Annotated in this window: 19 protein-coding genes; 10 read left to right on the top strand and 9 right to left on the bottom strand. The window is 73.7% G+C overall.

Annotated elements, in window-relative coordinates; all coding sequences use genetic code 11:
- Positions 1 to 70 precede the first annotated feature (70 nt).
- Together BLR33_RS22410 and BLR33_RS22405 are read left to right on the top strand one after the other, a co-directional pair.
- On the top strand, positions 71 to 2,467 hold the full coding sequence (locus tag BLR33_RS22410; protein WP_093786360.1) for a serine/threonine-protein kinase: 2,397 nt from the start codon (positions 71 to 73) through the stop codon (positions 2,465 to 2,467).
- Positions 2,468 to 2,532: 65 nt separating this feature from the next.
- Positions 2,533 to 2,868 (top strand): DUF5955 family protein, encoded by a 336-nt coding sequence (locus BLR33_RS22405; RefSeq protein WP_245771586.1) that lies wholly within the window; start codon positions 2,533 to 2,535, stop codon positions 2,866 to 2,868.
- A gap of 137 nt (positions 2,869 to 3,005) precedes the next feature.
- Here BLR33_RS22405 and BLR33_RS22400 read toward each other — a convergent pair whose 3' ends face one another.
- Positions 3,006 to 3,758 (bottom strand): IclR family transcriptional regulator, encoded by a 753-nt coding sequence (locus BLR33_RS22400; RefSeq protein ID WP_176930385.1) that lies wholly within the window; start codon positions 3,756 to 3,758, stop codon positions 3,006 to 3,008.
- A gap of 139 nt (positions 3,759 to 3,897) precedes the next feature.
- Between BLR33_RS22400 and allB the strand changes: the two genes are divergently transcribed.
- A complete protein-coding gene (allB, locus tag BLR33_RS22395) occupies positions 3,898 to 5,259 on the top strand; it encodes an allantoinase AllB (protein WP_407639711.1) in 1,362 nt (453 codons plus the stop codon).
- 142 nt (positions 5,260 to 5,401) lie between these two features.
- On the opposite strand, the gene BLR33_RS22390 is transcribed toward allB, so the two are convergent.
- Genes BLR33_RS22390 through BLR33_RS22375 form a run of 4 tightly spaced genes read right to left on the bottom strand, consistent with a single transcriptional unit; the run spans position 5,402 to position 9,982 of the window.
- Complete coding sequence (locus BLR33_RS22390; protein WP_093786357.1) at positions 5,402 to 6,757, bottom strand: GH1 family beta-glucosidase; 1,356 nt, start codon at positions 6,755 to 6,757, stop codon at positions 5,402 to 5,404.
- 19 nt (positions 6,758 to 6,776) lie between these two features.
- On the bottom strand, positions 6,777 to 7,616 hold the full coding sequence (locus BLR33_RS22385; RefSeq protein ID WP_093786356.1) for a carbohydrate ABC transporter permease: 840 nt from the start codon (positions 7,614 to 7,616) through the stop codon (positions 6,777 to 6,779).
- 22 nt (positions 7,617 to 7,638) lie between these two features.
- Positions 7,639 to 8,643 carry a carbohydrate ABC transporter permease gene (locus BLR33_RS22380; RefSeq protein WP_093786355.1) on the bottom strand — a complete coding sequence of 335 codons (1,005 nt, stop codon included), beginning with the start codon at positions 8,641 to 8,643 and terminating at the stop codon, positions 7,639 to 7,641.
- Positions 8,644 to 8,659: 16 nt separating this feature from the next.
- A complete protein-coding gene (locus BLR33_RS22375; RefSeq protein WP_093786354.1) occupies positions 8,660 to 9,982 on the bottom strand; it encodes an ABC transporter substrate-binding protein in 1,323 nt (440 codons plus the stop codon).
- A 148-nt stretch (positions 9,983 to 10,130) separates the two neighbouring features.
- On the opposite strand from BLR33_RS22375, the gene BLR33_RS22370 reads away from it, so the two are divergent.
- The 4 genes from BLR33_RS22370 (at position 10,131) to aroA (ending at position 14,477) form a co-directional block, all read left to right on the top strand.
- Positions 10,131 to 11,426 (top strand): ROK family transcriptional regulator, encoded by a 1,296-nt coding sequence (locus tag BLR33_RS22370; RefSeq protein WP_093786353.1) that lies wholly within the window; start codon positions 10,131 to 10,133, stop codon positions 11,424 to 11,426.
- A gap of 58 nt (positions 11,427 to 11,484) precedes the next feature.
- Positions 11,485 to 12,303 (top strand): AIM24 family protein, encoded by an 819-nt coding sequence (locus BLR33_RS22365; protein ID WP_093786352.1) that lies wholly within the window; start codon positions 11,485 to 11,487, stop codon positions 12,301 to 12,303.
- Between the two features lie 215 nt (positions 12,304 to 12,518).
- On the top strand, positions 12,519 to 13,142 hold the full coding sequence (locus BLR33_RS22360; RefSeq protein ID WP_093786351.1) for a bifunctional 4-hydroxy-2-oxoglutarate aldolase/2-dehydro-3-deoxy-phosphogluconate aldolase: 624 nt from the start codon (positions 12,519 to 12,521) through the stop codon (positions 13,140 to 13,142).
- 99 nt (positions 13,143 to 13,241) lie between these two features.
- Positions 13,242 to 14,477 (top strand): 3-phosphoshikimate 1-carboxyvinyltransferase, encoded by a 1,236-nt coding sequence (gene aroA, locus BLR33_RS22355; protein ID WP_093786350.1) that lies wholly within the window; start codon positions 13,242 to 13,244, stop codon positions 14,475 to 14,477.
- A gap of 20 nt (positions 14,478 to 14,497) precedes the next feature.
- Here aroA and BLR33_RS22350 read toward each other — a convergent pair whose 3' ends face one another.
- Together BLR33_RS22350 and BLR33_RS22345 are read right to left on the bottom strand one after the other, a co-directional pair.
- The gene (locus BLR33_RS22350; RefSeq protein WP_093786349.1) at positions 14,498 to 15,058 is read right to left on the bottom strand and encodes a cysteine hydrolase family protein; all 561 of its coding nucleotides are present in this window, start codon (positions 15,056 to 15,058) and stop codon (positions 14,498 to 14,500) included.
- A 109-nt stretch (positions 15,059 to 15,167) separates the two neighbouring features.
- Positions 15,168 to 16,169, bottom strand: coding sequence for a sigma-70 family RNA polymerase sigma factor (locus BLR33_RS22345; protein WP_093786348.1), 1,002 nt, complete (start codon positions 16,167 to 16,169; stop codon positions 15,168 to 15,170).
- Positions 16,170 to 16,401: 232 nt separating this feature from the next.
- Between BLR33_RS22345 and BLR33_RS36975 the strand changes: the two genes are divergently transcribed.
- The gene (locus BLR33_RS36975; RefSeq protein ID WP_322987181.1) at positions 16,402 to 17,583 is read left to right on the top strand and encodes an SDR family oxidoreductase; all 1,182 of its coding nucleotides are present in this window, start codon (positions 16,402 to 16,404) and stop codon (positions 17,581 to 17,583) included.
- Between the two features lie 102 nt (positions 17,584 to 17,685).
- Here BLR33_RS36975 and BLR33_RS22335 read toward each other — a convergent pair whose 3' ends face one another.
- A complete protein-coding gene (locus BLR33_RS22335) occupies positions 17,686 to 18,225 on the bottom strand; it encodes a hypothetical protein (RefSeq protein ID WP_093786347.1) in 540 nt (179 codons plus the stop codon).
- On the bottom strand, positions 18,216 to 18,740 hold the full coding sequence (locus BLR33_RS22330) for a thioredoxin family protein (RefSeq protein ID WP_176930384.1): 525 nt from the start codon (positions 18,738 to 18,740) through the stop codon (positions 18,216 to 18,218). The genes BLR33_RS22335 and BLR33_RS22330 overlap by 10 nt, the downstream gene beginning before the upstream one ends.
- A 340-nt stretch (positions 18,741 to 19,080) precedes the next feature.
- On the opposite strand from BLR33_RS22330, the gene BLR33_RS22325 reads away from it, so the two are divergent.
- Entirely contained in the window at positions 19,081 to 20,127 is a 1,047-nt protein-coding gene (locus BLR33_RS22325; RefSeq protein WP_456049200.1) for a sugar ABC transporter substrate-binding protein, read from the top strand.
- On the top strand, positions 20,124 to 21,197 hold the full coding sequence (locus BLR33_RS22320) for an ABC transporter permease (protein ID WP_176930383.1): 1,074 nt from the start codon (positions 20,124 to 20,126) through the stop codon (positions 21,195 to 21,197). Before BLR33_RS22325 ends, BLR33_RS22320 begins: the two co-directional genes overlap by 4 nt.
- Positions 21,198 to 21,202 lie beyond the last annotated feature (5 nt).

Here is a 21,202-nt window from a genome sequence, read left to right as displayed (position 1 = left end):
CGTGGCGCCTTCGGGTATCGTCGGGCCGTGTCCCGGGAGGGGTGGACTGCCAGGTGAGGAACGGGGACTGATGGGGCCAGCGCACACCGGTCCGGTCTTCAAGGGGCCGGTCCTCGCACCGCTCACCGGCGACGACCCGGCGACCGTGTCGGGCCACCGGCTGACCGCGCGGCTCGGCTCCGGCGCGGCCGGCACCACCTACCTCGCGTACGGGCCCGGCGGGCAGCCGCTCGCGCTGACCGTCCTGCGGCCCGGCCCCGCCGATGCCGACTTCGCCGCCCGCTTCCACCACGCCACCCAGGCCGCCGGGCGGGTCCGCAGCCCGTACACGGTCCCGGTGGTCGGCAGCGGCAAGGAGGGCGAGCGCTACTGGGTGGCCTCCGCCTACCAGCCCGGCCTGACGCTGCGGGCCGCCGTCGAGGGTGGCGGGCCGCTGCCCACCGGGGTCGTGCTGCGCCTGGTCGCGGACCTCGCCGAGGGCCTGCAGGCCGTCCACCACGCCGGCCTGGTGCACGGTGCCCTGCGGCCCGCCCACGTCCTGCTCGCCGCGCGGGGCCCGCTGCTGAAGTCGTACGGGCTGGGCGGCCTCACGCAGCCCGCGGCCGTGGACGGGTACGACGAGGCGGCCGCGTTCCGCACCCCCGAACAGGCCGCCGGCCGCCCGGCGGTGCCGGCCACCGACGTCTTCGCGCTCGGTGAGATCGCCGCCTACGCCTCCATCGGCACGCCGCCCTTCGGCGAGGGCAGGAACGTGCGCGAGGCCGAGGCCGACCTCAACGAACTCCCGGGCGAGCTGCGGGAGATCGTCACCCGGTGCCTCATCAAGGACCCGGCGCTGCGGCCCTCCCTCGCCCAGATCACCGCGATGTGCACGCAGGCGGCCCCCAAGTCCCGCCTCCCCTCCTGGCTCCCGGCCCCCCTGCTGACCGCGGTCCTCCACACACTCCCGCCCCCCCAGCACCCCCCGACGCCGGGCCCGCCCCCGCAGGGCGCCGGGATGCTGCCGCACGCGTCGCCGGATGGGACGGAGCCCGCCGTGTCGCCTGCGCAGGGTGGTGGCGTACCGCCGCACGCCGCGGTGGCGGCCGGACCGCCCGCAGCGCCGTCCGGGTTGCCTGCGCGTCCGCCGGAGGCCGGTGCTGCCGCGCCCTACGGTGCCGCGCCGGCCGAGCAGGGCTCGCCTGAGATTACGGGTGGGGCAACGCCCGTACCGCCAGCGCACGTTGACCCTTCGGCACCTGCCGTGGGGGAGCCGCCCGTGCGGGAGGTGGCCCCGGACAGCGGGGACGCGGCCGAGCCGCAGGGTCCCGCGGACCTCCAGCAGGCCCCGCCCGCCCCCGTGTCGGCCCTGGCCGAGCCGCAGCCGTCCGCTGCCGACGCCGTCACGGACGCCCAACGTGCGCCCGCCGCTGGGTCGTTCACCCCACCGGAGCCGCCGGACGCCCAACCCCGGCCCGCCGCAGCCCCGTTCGTACCGGACGAGTCAGCCGCGCCCGACGCGGGTCCGGGTGGTCAACCCCCGGCCGGTGCCGGGCCGTTCCCGGCCGGCGAGGCGGTGCCCACCGGGTCTGCCGCAACCGGGGCCCGACTTCCTCCCCCTGCACCGCCGTTCGGGGCCGGGGAGCCGCCTGGTGTGCCCCCGGCGGTCCCGTCGGGGGGCCTTGGCGGCATACCCGCGGCTCCCCCGCAGCCGCCCTATCCGGCGCACGGGCCCGGCTTCCTGTGGCATCCCGCGCAGTGGCCGCGGGCGCCTTACGTGCATGTGCCGTTGCCCCTGCCCAGGCGGCGGCGCCGGGCCGCCGGAGTGGTGGGGGCCGTTGCCGTCGCCGCGGTGGCCGTGACCGCGGGGGTGGTGTTCATCGGGGGGACCGGCGGGAGTCAGGCCGCGCCGCCCGTGGGGGCCGTTCCGCGGTCCACCGGAAGCGTCGGGAGCACTCCGGCACCGCCTGGGGCGACGCCCTCGGGCCCCGGCGGGGACGCCACCGGGGCGCCCGAGCCGGGCGGGCAGCCGGGCTCGGCGTACCGGGGGATACGGCTGCCCGCGGGTGACTCGGTGGCCCTGGACAGTTCCCCGCCCACCGTGCGGCCCGGCACCTACAGCGGGGACTTCGGGCTGACCCAGGACGCCCAGACGTTCGCCGTCGAGATGCACCGCGGCACCCTCGCCGTCCTCGCGCCCGGCGCCGCCGCGGGCAAGGCCGCCTGCGAGGCTCCGACTGCCGCGCAGGTGACCTCCGTGGCGCGCGCCGCGCTCACCGCGGGGGCGCGGATGTGCGTGCGCGTGGCGGACGGTACGGTGGCTCTTGTGACGTTCCGTCAACTCCCGGAACCCGCGGGGCGGGAGCCGGCCGCGGTGCTCGACGTGACCGTGTGGCGCGCGATCCGGACCAACGCCGGTCCTGCGGGTCAATTCGGCGTGAATTTCGCCGACGGAGTGGCGCGAGCGCCCCGCGGGGGCGTTAACTGATCGGCCCCGGGCGGTCCATGGCCGGAAAGCGCCCGGGGGATTCCGACACGAGGGTGGGGAGCCACGTGGTGGTGGGGGAGTCGCACGTGCTCGACGGCGAGCGGAGCGCGGTGGCCGGAAACGGACCGGCGGCGGGACTGCGGGAGGCGGTGCGGCGGATGCGGCGCGAACTCACCGCCCACCCGCCGCTGGCGCCGGACCGGACGGTCGCCGAGGACGCGTTGGAAGAACTGGCCGGACAGGCCGAGACCGCAGAACGGGCGCTCGGCCTCGTGGACTGCGAGCGGGTGCGCCACTCCTTACTCCTGGTGGCCGCCGCACTCGGCTCGATCAGCGCGCTCACCGCGCCCCTGGACGAGCTGCGCGAGGCCGTCGAACGCCTCGTGCCGCCGCACCCGTGAGCCGGCGCGCCGGAACGCCGTAGGAAGCCGTCGCGCCCGGACAGCCGTCAGCCGCGTTGTCCGCTCGGGCCGCACCACCCGCACCGGCCCGTTCGGACCGCACCACGTGGACCGCACCGCTCGGACCGGCTCCGCCCTCACGCCGTGAGCGCCGCCGACAGCTGGCGGGCCACGTCGTGCAGGACGGGGACGATCTTGTCCGTGGCCGCCTCGGTGACCCGGCCGGCCGGGCCCGAGATGGAGATGGCCGCGGCCGTGGGGGAGTCGGGCACGGTGACCGCGAGGCAGCGCACGCCGACCTCCTGCTCGTTGTCGTCCACCGCGTAGCCGAGCGCGCGGATGCGCTCCAGCTCGGCGAGGAAGGCGCCCGGTTCGGTGATGGTGTGCTCGGTGGCCGCCGGCATCCCGGTGCGGGCCAGCAGCGCGCGCACCTCCTGCGGCGGCAGGCCCGCGAGCAGCGCCTTGCCCACGCCCGTGGAGTGCGGCAGCACGCGCCGCCCGACCTCGGTGAACATCCGCATGGAGTGCCGGGAGGGGACCTGGGCGACGTAGACGACCTCGTCGCCGTCGAGCATCGCCATGTTCGCGGTCTCGCCGGTGGCGTCGACCAGTTCGGCGAGGAAGGGGCGGGCCCAGGTGCCCAGCAGGCGCGAGGCACCTTCGCCGAGCCGGATCAGCCGGGGGCCGAGCGCGTACCGCCGGTTGGCCTGCTGGCGGACGTAGCCGCAGGCCACCAGGGTGCGCATGAGGCGGTGGATGGTGGGCAGCGGCAGCCCGCTGCTCGCCGACAGCTCGCTCAGGCCCACCTCGCCGCCCGCGTCGGCCATCCGCTCCAGCAGGTCGAAGGCACGCTCGAGCGACTGGACGCCCCCGGCGCGGTCAGCGGTCACCTGCGGTCCCCTCGTCGATCCTGAATGGAACACGGATTTCACTTTGTGGAATCCTACCGCTCTTGACTCCCCGGAGCACGATATCCACCATGTCCGTCAACAGAACGTTGAAATCCGCAGCGCGAGACGGAGGCCCGTGGTGGAGGAGCAGGTGCTGCGCTCGACGCGCGTGGTGACCCCCGAGGGCGAGCGGCCGGCCGCGGTCCTCGTCGCCGGCGAGGTGATCACCGCGGTGCTGCCCCACGACGCGGCCCCGCCGCCGGGCGCGCGGCTGACCGACCTCGGCGACCGCGTGCTGCTGCCCGGCCTGGTCGACACCCACGTGCACGTCAACGACCCCGGCCGCACCGAGTGGGAGGGCTTCGCCAGCGCCACCGCGGCCGCCGCGGCAGGCGGCATCACCACCCTGATCGACATGCCGCTCAACAGCATCCCGCCGACCACCACCGCGGCCCACCTCGACGTCAAGCGCGCCGCCGCCCGCGGCCGGGTGCACGTGGACACCGGCTTCTGGGGCGGCGCCGTGCCCGGCAACGCCGCCGACCTCGAACCCCTGCACGCGGCCGGGGTGTTCGGCTTCAAATGCTTCCTGCTGCCCTCGGGCGTGGACGAGTTCCCGCCGCTGGACCGCGCGGGCCTGGCCGCCGCCATGGACGAACTCGCCCGGTTCGACGGCCTGCTGATCGTGCACGCCGAGGACCCCCACCTCATCGACGGCGCACCCCAGCACAGCGGCCCGCACTACGCCGACTTCCTGGCCTCGCGCCCACCGGCCGCGGAGGAGCGGGCCATCGCCGGCCTGCTGGAGCTGGCCGCCGAGCGCGACGCCCGCGTGCACGTGCTGCACCTGTCCGCCGCCTCCGCGCTGCCGCTGATCGCCGAGGCCCGCCGGGACGGGGTACGCGTCACCGTGGAGACCTGTCCGCACTTCCTCACCCTGACCGCGGAGGAAGTCCCGGACGGGGCGACGGAGTTCAAGTGCTGCCCGCCGATCCGCGGAACCGCGAACCGCGACGCCCTGTGGCAGGCGCTCGCCGACGGCGCCATCGACGCCGTGGTCTCCGACCACTCGCCCTCCACGATCGACCTCAAGCACAAGGACACCGGCGACTTCGCCGCCGCCTGGGGCGGCATCTCCTCGCTCCAACTCGGCCTGCCCGCGGTGTGGACCGAGGCCCGGCGGCGCGGCCGCACCCTGGCCGACGTCGCGCGCTGGATGTCGGCGGGGCCCGCCGCCCTGGCCGGACTCGGCGCCAAGGGCGCCATCGCCCCGGGCCGCGACGCCGACTTCGCCGTGCTCGACCCCGACGCCTCCTTCACGGTGGACCCCGCGCGGCTGCACCACCGCAACCCCGTCACCGCCTACGCCGGCCGCACCCTCACCGGCGTGGTCACCGCCACCTACCTGCGCGGGCAGCTGGTCGCCGAGAACGGCACCCCCGTGGCAAAAAGTCCCGCCGGCAGGCTCATCGAACGGCCGGCCGGCGGGAGTCCACGGTGAAGCGGTGAAACGGTACTGAGACGAAGCGGTGACGCGGTACAGCCGGTGAGGCAGCGGCACACGAGCCGCGCGGGCGAGGTGTGTCGACCGCCCCGGCCGCGCGAGCAGTCGAGCACCCGTGCGGCCGAGAGGCGAGCAGCCGTCAGGCCGCGCGCCGCGCCCTGCGGCGGTGCGCGGCGATCAGGTCCGCGTAGCGCCGCCCGCTGCCCTTCACGGTCCGCGCCTGCGTGGTGTAGTCCACGTGCACCAGGCCGAACCGCTTGTCGTAGCCGTACGCCCACTCGAAGTTGTCCAGCAGCGACCAGGCGTAGTAACCGGCCAGCGGCACACCGCGCTTGACCGCGCGGGCGCAGGCGGCCAGGTGCTCCTCCAGGTACTGCACCCGCTCCGGGTCGTCCACCTGGCCGTCCGCGCCCACCACGTCGTGGTACGCGGAGCCGTTCTCGGTGACCAGGATGCGCTGGGCGCCGTACTCCTCGGACAGCCGCACCAGCAGCTGCTCGAGGCCGTCGGCGTTGACCTCCCAGTCCATGGCGGTGCGCCGCACACCCGGCAGGTAGGCCATCTTGGCGTACGGGGCCGGGCCGTTGGGGTCGTCGGTGATGACCTGGCGGAAGTAGTAGTTCAGCCCGACCCAGTCCAGCGGGGCCGCGATGGACTCCAAGTCGCCGTCCTTGACCGGCATTTCGACGCCGTACAGCTCCACCATGTCCTGCGGGTAGCCGCGCCCGAAGATCGGGTCCAGCCACCAGCGGTTGGTGTGCCCGTCGGCCCGGCGGGCGGCCGCGATGTCGGCCTCCCGGTCGGTGGCCGGCTCGCACGGGCTGAGGTTGTTGACGATGCCGATCCGCAGGTCGGAGTGGGCCGCCCGCAGCGCCTGCACCGCCAGGCCGTGCCCGACGTGCAGGTGGTACGAGGCGCGCACCGCCGCGGTCAGGTCGGTCCACCCGGGGGCCATGGTGCCCTCCAGGTGGCCGATCCAGGCCGAGCACAGCGGCTCGTTGAGGGTGGCCCAGTCCTTGACCCGGTCGCCCAGCGCGCCGGCCACCACGGCCGCGTACTCGCCGAACCGCTCGGCGGTCTCCCGCTCGGGCCAGCCGCCGCGGTCCTGCTGCGCCTGCGGCAGGTCCCAGTGGTAGAGCGTGGCGTTGGGCGTGATGCCCGCCTCCAGCAGCGCGTCGACCAGCCGGTCGTAGAAGGCCAGCCCGGCCGGGTTCACCGGGCCCGCGCCCTCGGGAATGATCCGCGGCCAGGCGATGGAGAAGCGGTAGGCGTCCAGGCCCAGGGTCTTCATCAGCCCCAGGTCCTCCTGCCAGCGGTGGTAGTGGTCGCAGGCGACGTCGCCGGTGTCGCCGCCCGCGACCTTGCCGGGGGTGTGGGAGAAGGTGTCCCAGATGGACGGGGCCCGGCCGTCCTCGTCCACCGCGCCCTCGATCTGGTAGGCGGCGGTGGCCGCGCCCCAGACGAAATCCGCGGGAAGAGCGCTCAGGTCGTTCACAAGTTACCTTTCGGTGGGGTCACTTGACGGCGCCGGCGGTGAGCCCGGCGACCAAGTAACGCTGAAGAAGCAGGAATCCGGCGACCACCGGCACGCTCACCACGAGGGAGGCGGCCATGACCTGGTTCCAGTACACGTCGTTCTGGGTGGCGTACTCGCGCAGGCCGACAGCGAGCGTGCGGGTGGACTCGTTCGTCATGACCGAGGCGAAGAGCACCTCGCCCCAGGCGGTCATGAAGGCGTAGACGCACACCGCGACGATGCCCGGCACCGCGGCCGGCACGACCACCCGGAACAGGGCGCCCATCGGGCCGCAGCCGTCGACCTTCGCCGCCTCGTCCAGGTCCCGCGGGATGGAGTCGAAGTACCCGACGAGCATCCAGATCGAGAACGGCAGCGAGAAGGTGAGATAGGTGATGATCAGTCCGAGCCGGCTGCCGTTGAGCGTGATGCCGGTGGAGTTCCCGATGTTGACGAAGATCAGGTACAGCGGCAGCAGGAACAGGATGCCGGGGAACATCTGCGTGGACAGCACCGTGACGGTGAACAGGCGCCGGCCGGGGAAGCGGTAGCGGCTCACGCCGTAGGAGGCGAAGATCGCCACCGCCACCGAGAACAGCGTCGCGCTCACCGACACGATCAGCGAGTTCATGAAGTAGTGCGCGAGCGGGATGGTCTTCCAGATGTCCACGTACGGCTTGACGGTCAGCCCGCTGGGGATCCACCGGAAGGAACCCTGCACGTCCTGCAGGTTCTTCAGCGACGAGCTGAGCATCACGTAGACGGGGACCAGCACGAAGATCAGCAGCAGGGTCAGCACGACCCGGCGGGTCCAGACGAACGACCTCGGCTGGGCCATCGGCGACGGCTGCGCGGGGATCCTAGGCATCGGCGTCGCCTCGCCTCCGGGAGGTGATGAGCAGGTAGACCGCCGTGACCAGCAGCAGGAAGAGCAGCAGGAGCACGGACATCGCCGAGCCGGAACCGAAGTTCCAGGTGATGAACGACGACTGGTAGATGTGGATCGAGATCAGGTCCGCCTGGTGCGGGGCGGACTGGCCGAACATCACGTACGGCGTGTTGAAGTCGTTGAACGTCCACAGGAAGAGCACCAGGACGAGCACCTGGTTCACCGGCCGCAGCGACGGCATGGTGATCTTCCTGATCTGCTGCCAGACACCGGCGCCGTCCATCGCCGCGGCCTCGTACAGCTCGCGCGGGATGTTCTGCAGGCCGGCCATCAGCGCCAGGAACGCGAACGGCCAGGACTTCCAGACCGAGACGATCACCAGGGCCCAGAAGCTGTTGCCGCCGATCAGCCAGAACGGCTTGTCGGAGGTGACGTGCAACTGGTCGTGCAGCACGTGGTTCACCAGGCCGGTGTTCTGCTGGAACATGAACGTCCAGGTGATCACCGCGGCGTAGACCGGCAGCGCGTACGGCACCAGGAAGATGGCACGCAGCAGCGCGCGGCCGCGGAAGGTGTCCTGCATCAGGATCGCGGCCGCGGTGCCGATCAGCCAGGACAGGCCCACCGACAGCACGGTGAAGGCGATGGTCACCCAGAACGAGTGCAGCAGCGCCTGGCCGATCGGCTGGTGGATCTTGACGGCGATCTTGTAGTTGTCGAAGCCGGCCCAGGGGGCGCTGCTCCAGTGCCGGATGTAGAAGAGCGTCAGGCTCTTGAAGCTGATCAGGATGCCGAAGACCATCGGCACGATGTGGATCAGCAGCTCGAGGGCGAGGGCGGGCAGCAGCAGCAGGTAGGGCAGGGCGATGTTGCGCAGCCGCTGCGGGATGCGCGGCCGGAGCCGGCCCCGGCCAGCGGACTTGCCGCTGTCGGGACCGGCCTCGGAGGCGCTCCGGGGAGGGGCGGTGGCGGTCATGGAGGAGGGCCGATCCCTAGGACGGAGGCATCTGCGACTGCGCCTTCTGCAGCGCGGCCTTGACGGATGCGTCGGTGACGGACTTGCCCGCCGCGGCGTCGGCGAACAGGTCCTTGACCGCGGTGCCGACCAGGGTCTCGAACTGGCTCTCGTTGGGCACCTGCGGCAGCGGGGCGGCCGACTTGCCCAGCACCGAGGCGAGCACCTTCAGGTCGGGCGTCTGGAAGGCCGGGTCGTTCTGCGCCTCGGTGACCGGCGGGATCGAGCCGTAGGCGGCGTTGAGGATCTTCTGCTCCGGCGTGCTCGTCATGAACTTGACGAACTTCAGCGCGGCGTCCTTGTTCTTGGTGCTCTTGAACACCGACAGGTTGATACCGGCCACCATCGAGGTGACGCCGGCGTCGCCGGTCGCGCCCGCGGTCTGCGTCGGCACCGGCACCACGCCGTACTGGTCGGGCGTCATGCCGTGCGCCTTGATGGAGGTCGCCGCCGACTGCCACATCATCATCGCGGCCTTGCCGGTGGCGAAGTCGGTGATGGTCTGGTTCTGCGCGTACTCCGCGTCGCCCTTGGCGGCCTCGCCGTCCGCGATGAAGTCGACGTACTGCTTGACCGCTGCGACGTTCGCGTCGGTGGTGAAGGTCGGCTTGCCGGAGGAGTCGAACCAGTTCGAGCCGCGCTGCTTGGCGAGCACGAAGACGTGGTGGATGTTCTCCGAGCCGTTGGAGCCCTCCACCGCGATGCCGTAGTGGCCGCCGGTGGTCAACTTCTTGGCGTCGGTGTCGAGTTCGGCCCACGTCGTCGGCGGCTTCAGGCCGGCGTCGGCGAACATCTTCTTGTTGTAGTAGAGCCCGTACGCCATCGAGTACAGCGGCACCGCGGCGGGGTCCTGGCCGGCAGCGCCGGCCGAGGCTATCGCGGAGGGGGCGAAGCGGTCCTTGCCGCCGATGGCGGCGAAGTTGCTGCTGTCGAAGGGCAGCAGGGCGCCGGTCGCCTGGAGGGAGGCGGACCAGGTGTTGCCGATGTTGAGCACGTCGGGGCCCTGGCCGGAGGTGGTGGCGGCCAGGATCCGGTTGAGCAGGTCCGCCCAGCCGATGACCTCCAGCTTGACGTGGATGCCGGTCTGCTGCTCGAACTTCTTCAGCTCGGGGGTGAGCACCTGCTTGTCGTTGTCCAGGCTGGTGCCCTGGTTGCTCGCCCAGTACGTGAGCGTGACGCCCTTGGTGCTGCCGCCGCTCTTGCTGCCGCCGCTGTCATTGGAGCCGCCACCGCACGCGGTCGCGGTGAGGCCGAGCGCGGCCACGAGGGCGGTGGCCGCGAAGACTCTGTTGGTGCGCATGGTTCCCTCTCAGGGGTGGGGAGATCGCTTCAGGAAGTGAACAGCGCCTGTGCCTTAATTCAGGCCGTGATTTAACTTGTGAGAAAAGGTGGCGTCAAGACCCTGTGCAGCGATAGATTCACGCCGGACGGTCCAGGAGGGAGCAAGGATGGCTGAGCGGGTCAAGCGCACGGTGCGTGACCTGCGCCGCGGCAACCGGGCATCGCTCCTGCGCCACCTGTACTTCGAAGGCCCCCTCAGCCGGCAGGAGTTGGGCCGCGACACCGGCCTGAGCGCCGGGTCGATCAGCAACGTCGTCGGCGAGCTCATCGCCGACGGAATGGTCGAGGAGGCCGGCGCCGTCGAGTCCGACGGCGGCCGCCCGCGCATCCTGCTCCAAGTCGCCGCCGGCTACGGGTACGTGGTCGGCGTGGACGTCGGCGAGACCCGGGTCCGGGTCGAGCTGTTCGACCTCGCCCTGACCGAGCGGGCCTCGGCCGACCTGCCGCTGAGCGACGGCGGCCACGACGTGGACCACGTGGTGCGGCTCGCCCTGGAGGGCATCGGCACCGTGGTCCGCGAGGCGGGTGTCGACGACCGCGAGGTGCTCGGCGTCGGCATCGGCGTGCCCGGCATCGTGGAGCAGGGCGACCGCGCCCCCGGCGACGGCGACGGCATCGTCGTGCACGGCCAGACCATCGACTGGGAGGCCGTCCCGCTCGGCCGGCTGCTGCGGGCCGGCACCGCTCTTCCGCTCTACATCGACAACGGTGCCAAGACCCTCGGCCAGGCCGAGATGTGGTTCGGCGGCGGCCGCGGCTCCGGCAACGTGGTGATCGCCCTGATCGGCTCCGGCGTCGGCGCTGCGGTGGTCGCCGACGGCCGCCCGTACCACGGCGCCAGCAGCAGCGCGGGGGAGTGGGGGCACACCACGCTGCGGGTCGGCGGGCGCACCTGCCGCTGCGGCTCGCGCGGCTGCCTGGAGGCGTACGTCGGCGCCGAGGCGCTGCTCGGCCGCTGGCCGGGGCGGCCGGACGGGGTCAGCGAGGAGAGCGCGCTGGCCGCGATGCTCGCCGCCGCCGACCACGACCCGCACGCCGGCGCGCTGCTCACCGAGGCCGCCGAATACCTCGGCGCCGGCATCGCCGACCTGATCAACCTCTTCAACCCGCAGCGGATCGTCATCGGCGGCTGGGCCGGGCTGCTGCTCGGCCCGCGGCTGCTGCCGGCCGTCCGCGAGTTCGCCGCCGCCTACGCGCTGCGCCACCCCGGCGCGCAGACCTCCATCGAACTCGGCCGGCTCGGCGCCGACGCGGTCACCGTGGGCGCGGCCACCCTGCCGCTGGGCCACTTCCTGGACACCGGCGGCGAGCTCCCGGTGCGGCTGCCGGCCCAGACCCGCGGCGACGCGGACCATGGCGGCTCGGACCCGGTGCGGAACCGAATCGCCCGCGCGGTACGTTGACGGCTCGGTGCCCCGCGCACCGCCCCGCAGTGTGACCGCAACGCCGAGGAGCCCTCCCGTGACCCTCCAGCAGCAGATCGTCGGCAACGCCATGCAGATGGCCGTGTGCACCCTCCGGCCCGGTCAGACCGTGTACTGCGAGGCGGGCAAGTTCCTCTTCAAGACCGCCAACGTCTCGATGGAGACCCGGCTCGGCGGCCCCGGCAGCCGGCCGGCCGGCGGCGCGGGCCCGGGCGCGGGCGGCGGCATGGGCGGCCTGCTGCGCCAGGCGATGGGCACCGCGATGCAGGTCGGCCAGCGCGTCCTGGCCGGCGAGTCGCTCGCCTTCCAGTACTTCACCGCGGCCGGCGGCGAGGGCACCGTGGGCTTCGCCGGGGTGCTGCCCGGCGAGATGCGCGCCCTGGAGCTGAACGGCTCGCGGGCCTGGTTCGCCGAGAAGGACGCCTTCGTCGCGGCCGAGGAGACCGTGCAGTTCGGCATCGCCTTCGCCGGCGGCCGGCAGGGCATGAGCGGCGGCGAGGGCTTCATCCTGGAGAAGTTCACCGGCACCGGCACCGTGATCATCGCCGGCTCGGGCAACTTCATCGACCTCAACCCGGCGGACTTCGGCGGCCGCATCGAGGTCGACACCGGCTGCATCGTCGCCTTCGAGGACGGCATCCGCTACGGGGTGCAGCGCATCGGCGGCCTGAACCGCCAGGGCATCATGAACGCCGTCTTCGGCGGCGAGGGCCTGTCGCTGGCCACGCTGGAGGGCGACGGCCAGGTGATCCTGCAGTCCATGACGATCGAGGGCCTGGCCAACGCGCTGAAGAAGGCCCAGGGCGGCGACAAGCAGGGTCCCACGGGCGGGTTGTTCTCCACCCACGTGGGGTGACGGCCGGGCGGCGGTCGCCGGGTGCCGGCCGGGCCGGGCCACAGGGGATGACGGGCCACCCCTGGGGTCTCATGCTCCTCTCATGTCACGGTGCGGTGACAGCTGCTTCCGGCCGGGGCATGGGAGCCCCGGCCGGCCGGTAGCGTCGGACCACGTGCATCCGGCAGTGCCGCCCGCACCCGCGCGGCACCGGCAAGGAAGGTGGGCCCACCACCGTGTACCGCTGGGAGATCACCCGGGCCGCACTGGCCCAGCGGGTATTCGCCACCATCCGCAGCAGGAGTTACGACCAGGCCGCCGCCACCGCCGACACCCTGCTGTCGGCCGGGCTGACCACCCTGGAGATCTCCCTCACCACGCCCTACGCCCTCGAAGCCGTCACCACCCTGGTGCGCGAGGTCGGCGACGACGCGGTGATCGGCGCCGGCACGGTGCTGGACGAGGTCTCCGCGCGGATGGCCATCGAGGCGGGCGCCCGCTTCCTGCTCTCGCCCAACCTCGACGAGCGGGTCCTGCACGCAGGCCACCGCTACGGCATCCCCGTCTTCCCCGGCGTCGCCACCCCCACCGAGGCGGTGCGCGCCATGGAACTCGGCGCCGACGCGCTGACCCTCTACCCGGCCACCGCCTACACCCCCGAGTGGGTGGGCGACGTACGGGCGATCATCCCGCAGGCCGCGCTGCTGCCCATCGGCGGCATCACGGTCAGCGAGGCCCCCGGCTGGGTCGCGGCCGGCGCGGTGGCCGTCGGCATGGGCTCGGCGCTGACCGACGGCGACCGGGCCACCGTCACCAAGCGCATCACCGAACTCCTGGACCGGCTCGCCGACACCGCCTGAGCCGGGGCCCCATCGGGCTCAGCGGGAGGGTCCGGGGCGGGGCCGTAGAATCCGGAGCCGGGGCGGGAGTCCCCCCTGCGCCTGGAGGAGGAGACCGCCGTGACCGTCCTTGCCGTGCCCGGCTCGAAGTCCGTGACCGCCCGCGCGCTGTTCCTCGCGGCCGCCGCCGACGGCGTGAGCGTGCTGCGCCGGCCGCTGGTCTCCGACGACACCGACGGCTTCGCCGAGGCCCTGACCGCACTCGGCTACGGCGTGGACCGCTCCGGGCCCGACTGGCGGATCACCGGCCGCCCGGCCGGCCCCGCCGTGCCGTCCGCGGACGTCTACACCCGCGACGGCGCCACCGCCGCCCGCTTCCTGCCCGCGCTCGCCGCGGCCGGCCACGGCAGCTTCCGCTTCGACGCCTCCGCGCAGATGCGCCGCCGCCCGGTCGGCCCGCTCACCGCGGCGCTGCGCGACCTCGGCGTCGACCTGGTGCACGAGGGCGAGGAGGGCAGGCTGCCGCTGCGGATCGAGGCCCGCGGCATCAAGGGCGGCGCCATCGAGCTGGATTCGGGCCTGTCCTCGCAGTTCCTCACCGCGCTGCTGCTCGTCGCCCCGCTCACCGCCGAGGGCCTGCGCATCCGCGTGACGGGCCTGGTCTCGGCGCCCTACGTCGAGATCACCCTGGCGATGATGCGCAGCTTCGGCATCGACGCCGTGCGGGACGGCGACACCTTCACGGTGCCGCCCGGCACCTACCGGGCACGCGACTACCCGGTCGAGCCCGACGCCTCCACCGCCTCCTACGTCTTCGCCGCCGCCGCGCTCACCGGCCGCAGCGCCACCGTCCCGGGCCTTGGCACCGGCGCTCTCCAGGGCGACCTGCGCTTCGTGGACGTGCTGGCCCGGATGGGTGCGAAGGTGGAGACCACCACGGAGGGCACCACCGTCACCGGCACCGGGCGGCTGTCCGGGGTCACGGCCAACATGCGGGACATCTCCGACACCATGCCCACCCTGGCGGCCATCGCGCCCTTCGCCGACGGGCCGGTGCGCATCGAGGACGTCTACAACACCCGCGTCAAGGAGTGCGACCGGCTCGACGCCTGCGCCGCCAACCTGCGCGTCCAGGGCATCAACGTGGCCACCGGCCGGGACTGGATCGAGATCCGGCCCGGCACCCCCCGGCCCGTCGAGATCGCCTGCCACTCCGACCACCGCATCGCCATGAGCTTCTCGGTGGCCGGCCTGCGCACCCCCGGCACCACCCTCGACGACCCCGGCTGCGTGAAGAAGACCTTCCCCGGCTTCCACGACTTCCTCGCGGAACTCCGCCGCGCGTGGGGGCTGTAGCGGGGGAAGCAGGCGGACCGTCAGACCTTCTGCCGGAAGTCCACCTCGGCGGCCGGCACCGTGCCCGCCGTACGGCCCGGCGCGGACTGGAACTTCCAGTACAGGTTGGTGTGGGCGATCACCTGGGCCGGCGGCGGGGCACCCCACTCGGTGAGGTCCTCGGTGGTGTGGGCGTCGCCGACCAGCAGCGCGTCGTAGCCGCGGGTGAGGGCGCCGTGCAGGGTGGAGCGGACGCACATGTCGGTCTGCGCGCCCGCCACCACCAGCCGGCCCACCCGCAGACCCGCCAGCACCTGCTCCAGGTCGGTGTCCTCGAAGGAGTCGCCGTACTCCTTGGCGATGCGCGGCTCGCCCTCGGCGGGCGCCAGTTCGGGCACGATCTGCCAGCCCGGCGAGCCCTGCGCCCGCTCCTCGCCGTGGTCCTGCACCCACACCACGGGGGCACCCTCGGCGCGGGCCCGCTCCACCAGGCCCGCGATGGCGGCCACCACCGCGTCCCGCTCGTGCGCGCCCCGCACCACGTCGTTCTGCACGTCGATGACGAGGAGCGCGGTGTTCGGCCGGTCCGCCAGTGTCGTCATGCTGCCCTCCTGCTCGCGCGCCGCCGCCGGCACGACTGCCGGCGTCGGTCCCACGCTAGCGCCGGGCACCGACAACGGGGCCGGCGCCGTGTCCTGCCGTGCCGTGCGGTCACGGCAGGGTGCGGGGCATCCCGAACCAGGGCAGCACGGCGTTCTCGAAGCGGGTGACCGCGCTGACGCGCTGCCCGCGCAGGGTGAGCACCAGCAGCCCGCTGGAGTGGCGGCGGCCCTCCGGCCCGCGCAGGTAGACCGCCAGGGCGGGCTGGCCGTTGGCACGGGTCGGCACGAAGGCGTACTCCCGGTCGGCGCGGACCAGTTCGGTGTAGAAGCGGCCGGCGGCCGGCCGGCCCCGGTACTCCAGCGGGATCGGCGGCATCGACACCAGGACGTCCTCGGTGAGCAGGGCCACCAGCGCGGGGACGTCGCCCGAGCCGTACGCCCGCACGAAGCGCTCCACCAGCGCCTGCTCCTGCCGCGAGCCCGCCGCCGGGGGCGCCTGCGACGCCGCCTCGGGGTCCAGACGACGCTCCAGACCGGAACGGGCCCGCTTGAGCGCGCTGCTGACCGACTCCACGGTGCTGCCGAGCATGTCGGCCACCTCGCTCGCCCGGTAGCCGAGCACGTCGCGCAGGATCAGCACCGCGAGCTGGCGCGGCGGCAGCAGTTGCAGCGCCGTCACGAAGGCGAGCGAGACCGCCTCGGTCTGCTCGTAGCGCGCCTCCGGGCCGAGCGGCCCCGCCTCCAGCAGCGCGTCCGGGTACGGCTCCAGCCACACCACCTCGCCCAGCCGGCTCGGCTCGGGCGGCTCGACCTGCGGCACGCTCCACTCCTTGGCCGGACGGCGGCGGGCCGCCCGCAGCGCGTTCAGGCACCGGGAGGTGGCGATCCGGTACAGCCAGGTGCGGAGCGAGGCGCGCCCCTCGAAGCCGCCGAGCCCCTGCCACGCCGACAGCAGGGTGTCCTGGAGCGCGTCCTCGGCGTCCTGGAGCGAGCCGAGCATGCGATAGCAGTGCACCTGCAGCTCCCTGCGGTGCGGCTCGGTCAGCTCCCGGAACGCCTCGCCGTCCCCGGCCCGCGCCCGCTCGATCAGATCCCCCGCTGCCGCGACCATCCGTGCGTCACCCTTCCCTCTCCGACGGATTCCGGCGGACTCCGGCGAACTCCAGCGAATGCCGGCGAACCCGTGCCTCGCCCTCGGCCGTACGGACACCGGCCGGGCCGGAAACCGGGCGCCCACCGGGCGACCGATTCCGCCGTTCCGCCGTGTCTCCACCACCGCAGGGTCCCGCGCGCCAGGGAAGCGGCGGGCGGGAGAACGAGCAAGCCGACCGAGAGGACACGAGATGCCACGCGAGAACGCCGCGAACGGTACGGGAGCTACGGGTGGTGCCGCCGACGCGGCCCGCGCGGCGGCGGCCCCGGCGCCGGGGCAGGCGGGCCGAAGCGGCCTGGCGGGCCGCACCGCGATGGTGGTGGGCGCGAGCCGCGGCCTGGGCCGCGGAATCGCCGAGGCACTCGCAGCCGCTGGTGCGGAGGTCGTCGCGATCTCGCGCGGCACAGCGGAGTACGGCGGCGCGCCGGCGGGCGCGGGCGTCGGGCTGTCCCGTGGTGCGGCGGGCTACGGCGGGCCGTCGGCGGATGCGGGTGGGGAGGGTGCCGGGCCCTCCGGCGGTGCGGGGGAGTACGGCGAGGGGACGGCGGGGGCCCATGCGGGCGCTGCCGCGGTTTCCCACGAGAGTGCGGAGCATCGACGGGGGATCGGCGAGGCGTTGACGGGTGCGGAGGGTGCCGGGCCCTCCGACGGCACGGGAGAGTACGGCGGGGCGCTGGCGGGCGCAGAGGGTGCCGGGGATTTCCGTGGCGTGCCGGGGGCCGACGGGGAGGCCGTTCCGGGTTCCCGCGGTGCGGCGGCGGACGCCACGGGTGGGGGTTCCGTCACCGTCGAGCGGGCGGACGCCCGGGACGCCGCGGCTGCGGGCAGCCTGCTCGACCGCTACGACCCCGACCTGCTGGTGCTGGCCGCCGGGGCGAGCCCGCTGATGCGCCCGCTGCAGCACCAGACCTGGGAGACCTTCTCCGCGGCCTGGGAGACCGATGTACGGATGGCCTTCCACTGGGTGCGCGAGGCACTGCTGCGGCCGTTGCGGCCCGGCAGCCGGGTGGTCGTCATCAGCAGTGGCGCGGCCCTGGCCGGCTCCCCGCTCAGCGGCGGGTACGCCGGGGCCAAGGCCACGCAGCGCTTCCTGACCGGCTACGCGCGGGGCGAGGCCGAGCGGGCCGGGCTCGGCGTCACCTTCACCGCCGTGCTCCCCGAACTCACCCCGCTCACCGACCTCGGCCGCCCGGCCGTACGCGCGTACGCGGCCCGTGAGGGGGTCCCCGTGCTCGAATACATCGCGGGCCTGGGCGAGTTGCTCACCCCCTCGGCCGCCGGCGCGGCCCTGGTCCACCTCGCCGAACTCCCGCCCACCGACGTCGCAGTGGCCTATCTCCTCACAGCGGCCGGCCTGAAACCGCTGGAGTGACCACCGCCGCACCCCCGGCGCCTCGGAGCCCACCCTCCACCGACGCACCCGCCCACCGGGCTGCTTACGGGGGGCGGCCCCGGGTTCACCCCGCGCCCGGGTTCACCCCGGGACGTCCACCGCCAGCACCCGGTCCCGTACCGGCATCAGGCAGCCCTGGGTGGCCGAGCAGGCGCCGTACCCGAGCCGGACGGGAGCCTCGGCGGCGCCCTTGCCGGACAGGCGCGCCGTCAGACGCAGGGTGACCGGGCCGTCGGGGTAGACGGGCAGGGTCACGTCCAGGTCGGCCATGTGCAGGCCGTGCGGGCGGGCCGAGGCGGTCACGGGGCCCTCTGCGGTGAGCGGTCCTCCGACCGACAGCCGGGTGGGGATGCCCAGGCCGTCCACCCCGGCGTCGGGCAGGGTGAGGCTGTAGACGTGGAAGCCGGCCCGCTGCGGCCGCAGTGTCGCGCTGACGGCGACCGTGTGCGCTCCCGAGCGCTCCAGCGTCACCGCGACATTCACCCCGCCCGCGGTGAACGAGCCGTGCGTGCGCGGCCGTTGGCCCTGCCCGCAGCCCGCCGTGAGCACCAGCGCCGCCAACACCCCGGCGGCCGCCGCGTGCCATCGCGGACGCCGGGCCGACGCGCCGCTCAGGCCCATTTCTTGAGGAACAGGTCGACCTGGGACTCCGGCATGGAGCGGGCGTCGGCGAACTGGCCCTGGTCGGTGGTGGTCCGCACCGTGCCCTTCGCGTCGAGGACGACGAGGGCGGGGATGCCGCTGGTCTGCAGGTCGAGGTAGCGCCCCGCGATGTCGAGGTTGTGGTCGAACCGGCCGACATCCACACGGACCACGTGGTAGTGGTCCACCAGCTTCGCGGTGGCCGGCCGGGTGAACGTGCGGCCCAGGACCACGCAGTCAGGGCACCAGTCGGCCCCGAAGTCGATCAGCACGGGGCGGCCGTCGGCCGCGGCGGCGCGCCGGGCGGCGGCGATGTCGGCCGACGCGTTCCGCGCCGGGTCGTAGCCCCCGGGCCGCTCCGAGGGCGCCGCGGTGCCGGCCGGCGTGCTCGGCGCCGCGGCGGCCGTCGTGTGCGCCGCGTGGACGTCCCCGCGCGCGGCGCCCCCCTTGGCACCGCACCCCGCGAGCGTCACAAGTACGGCGGCCGCGGCCACCGCGGCACCCAGCGGCCGGCCGGCACGCGCCGCCCCACCCCGAACCCTCATCGGTCCCCCCAAGGACACGTCCGCAACAGAACGCGCACTCTACAACGCCCCGGACATCGCCGCCCACTTGAGAACCCGCAGGTCCGTGGACGCGGCCCGGGAGGGCGGGGGCACGGCCGCACCGTCCGGGTGCGGCGGCGCCCACCGCGCGGGCGGCGCGTTCCCGGTCGGTCCGCCAGGGGTGCCGGACCCCTTGACGGATGCTCGGCGGCGCCGGGAGGGTCACTCGCAACACTGCACCGCACACCCATCACGGCTGCACCATCGACGCAGGGAAAGGCAGGGTCACGTGGCCAAGGCAAGGGCGGGAACCAGGGGCGGACCGCGACGGCACGGCGGGGGCCGGCGGGCGCTGGGACTGGCGCTCGCGGCCGCGCTGGCGGTGGCGGGCCTGGCCGGCTGCAGCGCCACCGGCGGCAAGCGGGCCGAGGACCGGGCGAAGCGGCTCGCGGCGAACCACTCCGCCGTGAACACCCCGCGCTGGACCTTCGCCATGGTGACCCACTCCGCGGCCGGCGACACCTTCTGGGACATCGTGCAGAGCGGCGCCAAGCAGGCCGCCGCCAAGGACAACATCAAGTTCCTCTACTCCAGCAGCGACCAGGGCGACCAGCAGGCCCAGCTGGTGCAGGCCGCCATCGACCAGCACGTGGACGGCCTGGTGGTCACCCTCGCCAAGCCGGAGGCGATGAAGGCCGTCGTCGCCAAGGCGGAGCGGGCCGGCATCCCCGTGATCACCGTCAACTCCGGCGCCGAGCAGTCCAAGCAGTTCGGCGCCCTCACCCACATCGGCCAGGACGAGACGGTGGCCGGCAACGCCGTCGGCGACGAACTCGACGCCCGCGGCCGCAAGCACGCCCTGTGCGTCCTGCACGAGCAGGGCAACGTCGGCCTGGAGCAGCGCTGCGACGGCGCCAAGGCGCACTTCCACGGCCGGATGGACAAGCTCTACGTGGACGGCACCAACATGCCCGACGTGCAGTCCGCCATCGAGGCCAAGCTCCAGGCCGACCCCTCGATCGACTCCGTGGTCACCCTGGGCGCCCCCTTCGCCGACGCCGCCGCCAAGGCCAAGCAGCAGGCGGGCTCCAAGGCCGAGGTCGACACCTTCGACCTCAACGCGCAGGTCGCCACCGCCCTGAAGGCCGGCACCATTGGCTTCGCCGTCGACCAGCAGCCCTACCTGCAGGGCTACGAGGCGATCGACCTGCTGTGGCTCTACCGCTACAACGGCGACATGCTCGGCGGCGGCCAGCCGGTGCTCACCGGCCCGCAGATCGTCACCAAGAAGGACGCCGGCGCGCTGCTCGCCGCCACCCAGCGGGGCACCCGGTGAGCGCCCCGGCCAGTAGCCCCGCCGGCAGCCCGGCCAGTGCCCCGGCCGGCCCCGCCGACGAGCGGCTGGCGCCCCGCTCGACGGCCCGCAAACTGCTGGGACGGCCCGAACTGGGCTCCGTGGTCGGCGCGATCGCGGTCTTCGTCTTCTTCTCGCTGGTCGCCGACTCCTTCCTGCGCGCCTCCAGCATGGGCACGGTCCTGTACGCCTCCTCCACCATCGGCATCATGGCCGTCCCCGTGGCGCTGCTGATGATCGGCGGCGAGTTCGACCTGTCGGCCGGCGTGATGGTGACCAGCTCCGCGCTGACCTCCTCGATGTTCAGCTACCAGATGACCGCCAACACCTGGGTGGGCGTGGGCGTCTCGCTGCTGGTGACGCTCGCGCTCGGCGCCTTCAACGGCATCATGCTGGTGCGCACCAAGCTGCCCAGCTTCATCATCACCCTGGGCACCTTCCTGATGCTCACCGGCCTCAACCTGGGCCTGACCAAGGCGATCGACGGCACCGTGGCCACCAAGTCCATCGGCGACATGCAGGGCTTCCCCACCTGCCGCGACCTGTTCGCCTCGCACTGGACGATCGGCTCGGTGGACCTCCAGGTGACCATCCTGTGGTGGCTGGGCCTGGTCGCGGTCGCCACCTGGGTGCTGCTGCGGACCCGGGCCGGCAACTGGATCTTCGCCGCCGGCGGCAACGCGGAGGCGGCCCGCGCGGTCGGCGTGCCGGTGGCCCGCACCAAGGTCGGCCTTTACATGGCGGTCGCCTTCTGCGCCTGGATCTCCGGCCAGCACCTGCTCTTCTCCTTCGACGTGGTGCAGTCCGGCGAGGGCGTCGGCAACGAGTTCCTCTACATCATCGCGGCCGTCATCGGCGGCTGCCTGATGACCGGCGGCTACGGCAGCGCCATCGGCTCGGCGGTCGGCGCGCTGATCTTCGGCATGGCGAGCAAGGGCATCGTCTACGCCCAGTGGAACCCCGACTGGTTCCAGTTCTTCCTCGGCGCGATGCTGCTGCTCGCCGCCCTCCTCAACGCCTGGGTGCGCCGGCGTGCGGAGGCGGCCCGATGACGACG

This window comes from Actinacidiphila guanduensis (assembly GCF_900103985.1).
GTDB classification, from domain to species: Bacteria; Actinomycetota; Actinomycetes; order Streptomycetales; family Streptomycetaceae; genus Actinacidiphila; species Actinacidiphila guanduensis.
The sequence above is the reverse complement of the archived record's forward strand: the minus strand, read 5'-3'. Positions and strand labels throughout refer to the sequence as shown.

Excerpts from the sequence above, each read along its gene's own strand:
- BLR33_RS22410 (WP_093786360.1), top strand. The coding sequence starts at position 71 with ATGGGGCCAGCGCACACCGGTCCGGTCTTCAAGGGGCCGGTCCTCGCA.
- BLR33_RS22385 (WP_093786356.1), bottom strand. The coding sequence starts at position 7,616 with ATGGCCCAGCCGAGGTCGTTCGTCTGGACCCGCCGGGTCGTGCTGACC.
- BLR33_RS22380 (WP_093786355.1), bottom strand. The coding sequence starts at position 8,643 with ATGACCGCCACCGCCCCTCCCCGGAGCGCCTCCGAGGCCGGTCCCGAC.
- BLR33_RS22375 (WP_093786354.1), bottom strand. The coding sequence starts at position 9,982 with ATGCGCACCAACAGAGTCTTCGCGGCCACCGCCCTCGTGGCCGCGCTC.
- BLR33_RS22370 (WP_093786353.1), top strand. The coding sequence starts at position 10,131 with ATGGCTGAGCGGGTCAAGCGCACGGTGCGTGACCTGCGCCGCGGCAAC.
- BLR33_RS22350 (WP_093786349.1), bottom strand. The coding sequence starts at position 15,058 with ATGACGACACTGGCGGACCGGCCGAACACCGCGCTCCTCGTCATCGAC.
- BLR33_RS22345 (WP_093786348.1), bottom strand. The coding sequence starts at position 16,169 with ATGGTCGCGGCAGCGGGGGATCTGATCGAGCGGGCGCGGGCCGGGGAC.
- BLR33_RS36975 (WP_322987181.1), top strand. The coding sequence starts at position 16,402 with ATGCCACGCGAGAACGCCGCGAACGGTACGGGAGCTACGGGTGGTGCC.
- BLR33_RS22335 (WP_093786347.1), bottom strand. The coding sequence starts at position 18,225 with ATGGGCCTGAGCGGCGCGTCGGCCCGGCGTCCGCGATGGCACGCGGCG.